Genomic DNA, 3,187 nt, shown 5'->3' with positions numbered 1-3,187 from the left:
GACGCCGTCAGCCGCGCCGACGTCGAGGCCGCCGAGGCCGCACAGCAGCAGGCCGATGCGGCACTGGCGGCACGGGTGAAAGAGCACGACTCGCTGCTCGCCGAGCAGACCCAGGCACGCCAGGCCGCCGGGGAGCGGGATGCCGCAGCACTCGCCGAGGCGCTGACCGCCGTGCAGGAGCGCCTGGCTGCCACGGAGCAGGCAGCCGCACCCGTCGATGAGCTGGAAGAACAGCTAGCCGACTTCGCCCGCGTCACCGATGAGCTGCGCGACCAGCTCGAACACGACCGCGCCCGCGTGGTCGAAACCCGCACCCGGCTGGAGGCCCAGGCCAAGGCCCTTGCTGCGGACTGGGAACGCTGCGAGGAGGCCCAGTCCGGATATGACTCCGTCGCGGCGCGACTGGATGCGCTCACCGCTGCCGCCGATTCCATCCAGGAGATGGCGGGCCTGCTCACACGCGCCGCCGACGCGGCCCGCAACGCCATCCAGCAGCAGGCCGCCCTGGACCAGACGGTCGCGCACGCCGGATTCGACTCCGCCGCCGAGGCCACGGCGGCCGCCCTGACCGGACCCGACCTGACCGCCCTGGAAAAGACGGTCAACGCGGTAGCCGCCAGGCGCGCACGCGTGCGCCACGACCTCACCGAGGACGAGGCGATCGCCTCGTTGAGCGGGGAGGAGGTCGCCGATGTCGAGGGCGCCCGCGCGGCCCTGGCCGCTGCCGACGCCGCCTACAGCGCGGCCATGGCAGTGAGAGAACGGGCCAGCTCCCGCGTCACCCAGCTGGCCGAGGCGACCGCCCAGGTCAGCGACGCCGCCACCGAGCTGACCGCGGCGCTCAAGGACTCCGCCGCCCTGTACGAGGTTGCCTCTTTGGCGGCCGGCCACAACGACGCCGCCACTCCCCTGGCCACCTGGGTTCTGCTGGAGAGGTTCAGTGATGTGCTCGCCTTCGCCAACACCCGCCTGGCCGAGATGTCCGCCGGCCGCTATGAACTGGTGCGCGTTGATGATGAGGCCGGCTCGGCCCGCCGCCGTGACCGCGGCCTGGGCTTGGGGGTCATCGACCGCTTCTCGGGGGACGACGTGCGCGACCCCAAGACCCTGTCCGGTGGGGAAACCTTCTACGTGTCGTTGTCGCTCGCGCTGGCCCTGGCCGATGTGGTCACCGCCGAATCCGGCGGCATCTCCATGGAAACCCTGTTCGTGGACGAGGGCTTCGGCTCGCTCGACTCCGAGACGCTGCAGACCGTCCTGGCGGAACTGGCCAAGTTGCAGGACGGTGGCCGCACCGTCGGCATCGTCTCCCACGTGGAGGAGCTGCGTCGGCAGGTGGCCGACCGCATCGAGGTCACTCGTTCGCCCTCGGGGTCCAAGCTGCGCATCATCGCCTCTTAGCGGTTTGAAGCGCTCAGCTCCTCGGCGAGCGCGGCGCGCTCGGACACGTCGTACCACAGCAGGTCGGCGTCGGCGGCATGCTCAAACGCGTCCTCATCCCCGGTGCGAGCGGCACGCACATCTGCCTCCGCCTCCGCCTCGTCCACGAGCAGCGCCGCGACCGCGTCCCACTCCACCGGCGAGGTCACCTCCACCGTGCCGGGCAGCACCTCACCGGTCGCCGGGATCTCCCGCACCTCCGCGTCGGCCACATCGGCGGCGATGACAATGCGCCGGTCGGCCAGGTGCTGCGCGCCGGGCTCCGCCAGCAGCATGAGGGAGGCGTCGGCGGCGCACAAACTCGCGGACACCTCCAGCCCTTCCGCATCCTCCTCGGGAAATACCGCAGCCAAGGCGGGCGTGGCGGCGTGGGCGGTGCGGGGGCTGATCGTCGTCGCGGCCAGGTCGGCGGCGGTGGCGGGAAGGTAAACGCGCATGTGCACAGTGAGCCCCGAAAACCCCCGCCCAGTCCGAACGCCACCGCTGCCAAACCGAACCGCGCCCACGACCTACATGCGGTGCCGGCCGCCGCGCCGATCGGTGCGCGCATCGGAATCGGCGCCGGCTTCGGGCGGAGGCGGTGGCGCGGGAGTCGGCGCCCCCACCGCCCGGTCCGGGGAGCCGTCATCCGACGTCGTCTGCGCCGGGGCGGTCGCTGCCGACGCATCTGGGCGACGGGAACCGAACCGCGAGGCCACCCGCTGCCAACGCTGACCCCGGGCGGCGCGGCCGGCCGCGGCCACGGCGCGCGAATCGGGGTCAATGCGGTCGATCAGCTCGGCCAATGCCCATCCCAAGGGCGACGCGGGTGCGGCCTCGGTGATGCTCCTCCCCTCCATGAGGCACCGGTCCGCCGTCGCACCATCCTCCGGCAGCACGACGATGTCCTCCACGCCGCCGAAGCGCGCCAGCGCCTCGCGCACCGCCCGCTGCGGAGAGGGGCCGGCCGCGGAGGCCCGCACCCGGTTGACAACCACCTCAATACGTCCGGCAGGCTGGATGTCCTCGCTCAGATCGTCCATGAGCTGCAGGAGCCGGCGCACCCCGACCGGGTCACCAGCGCCGACGATGACGACCACGTCGGCATTGCGCAGCAGCTCCACACTCACGGCACCGCGTCCCGGCTCCAGAGTGAAATCGTCGACCGCGTCGTCCACCCGTCCGCCGGCGATGTCGACCACCGTCCACCGCGCCGCGCCGCGGCAGCGGTCCCACACCTCGGGCATGGCGGCCGGGGGCAGCTCCCGCCAGCGTCCGGACCGTCCCAGTCCGGTGAGCAGGTGGCGCCCGGCGGTGATGGGGATGAGGATGCGCTCGAGGGCCTCGGCGTCGAGGCGGCCGCGAGCGGCGAGTCGCGCGGCGGTCGCCAGCGCCGAGGACTCCTCGGGGAGGCCAAGCAGCTGGGTGAGGCAGGGGGCCTCAATGTCCGCGTCCACGAGAATGGTCTCGCCGGGCAGCCCGGCTGCCAGCGCCGCCGCGACCAGGGAGCGTCCCGGTGCGCCGTGCGGTCCCCAGACCACCGCGACTCGCCCGGAGGCGGGCTGCGTGTCAACTGCCCCGCCCTGAGGTTCCCACGCCGGCGGAAGCGCCGCCTCGAAGTCATCCCACAGGTCAGTGCCCGCAGGCATCCGCGTGGATGCCGAAGCGGTGGGTGCAGAAGCGGTCGGCATGGTGGCCGAGCGCGGTCGGCGGGTCGGCTCATCCAGGCTGCGGGCGAGAGCCTGCAGGCGCGTGCACACCGCAGCCG

General features: G+C 72.8%; 3 protein-coding genes. 1 reads left to right on the top strand and 2 read right to left on the bottom strand.

What is annotated here, in order from left to right; genetic code table 11:
• Nucleotides 1–441: 441 nt before the first annotated feature.
• Nucleotides 442–1,401, top strand: coding sequence for an SbcC/MukB-like Walker B domain-containing protein (locus tag RWX45_RS01050; protein ID WP_410050660.1), 960 nt, complete (start codon nt 442–444; stop codon nt 1,399–1,401).
• Here RWX45_RS01050 and RWX45_RS01045 read toward each other — a convergent pair.
• Both RWX45_RS01045 and RWX45_RS01040 read right to left on the bottom strand, forming a co-directional pair.
• On the bottom strand, nt 1,398–1,877 hold the full coding sequence (locus RWX45_RS01045; RefSeq protein ID WP_316021939.1) for a DUF6912 family protein: 480 nt from the start codon (nt 1,875–1,877) through the stop codon (nt 1,398–1,400). The two genes, RWX45_RS01050 and RWX45_RS01045, sit on opposite strands and share 4 nt — an antisense overlap.
• 72 nt (nt 1,878–1,949) lie before the next feature.
• Nucleotides 1,950–3,187: hypothetical protein (locus RWX45_RS01040; protein ID WP_316021938.1), on the bottom strand; the 1,238-nt coding region annotated here is incomplete at its 5' end.

The organism is Actinomyces sp. MRS3W (assembly GCF_032465695.1).
Taxonomy (GTDB): Bacteria; Actinomycetota; Actinomycetes; order Actinomycetales; family Actinomycetaceae; genus Actinomyces.
The sequence above is the reverse complement of the archived record's forward strand: the minus strand, read 5'-3'. Positions and strand labels throughout refer to the sequence as shown.

Bases quoted from the DNA above. Each gene is read 5' to 3' on its own strand.
- RWX45_RS01045 (WP_316021939.1), bottom strand. From the start codon at position 1,877: ATGCGCGTTTACCTTCCCGCCACCGCCGCCGACCTGGCCGCGACGACG.
- RWX45_RS01050 (WP_410050660.1), top strand. From the start codon at position 442: ATGGCGGGCCTGCTCACACGCGCCGCCGACGCGGCCCGCAACGCCATC.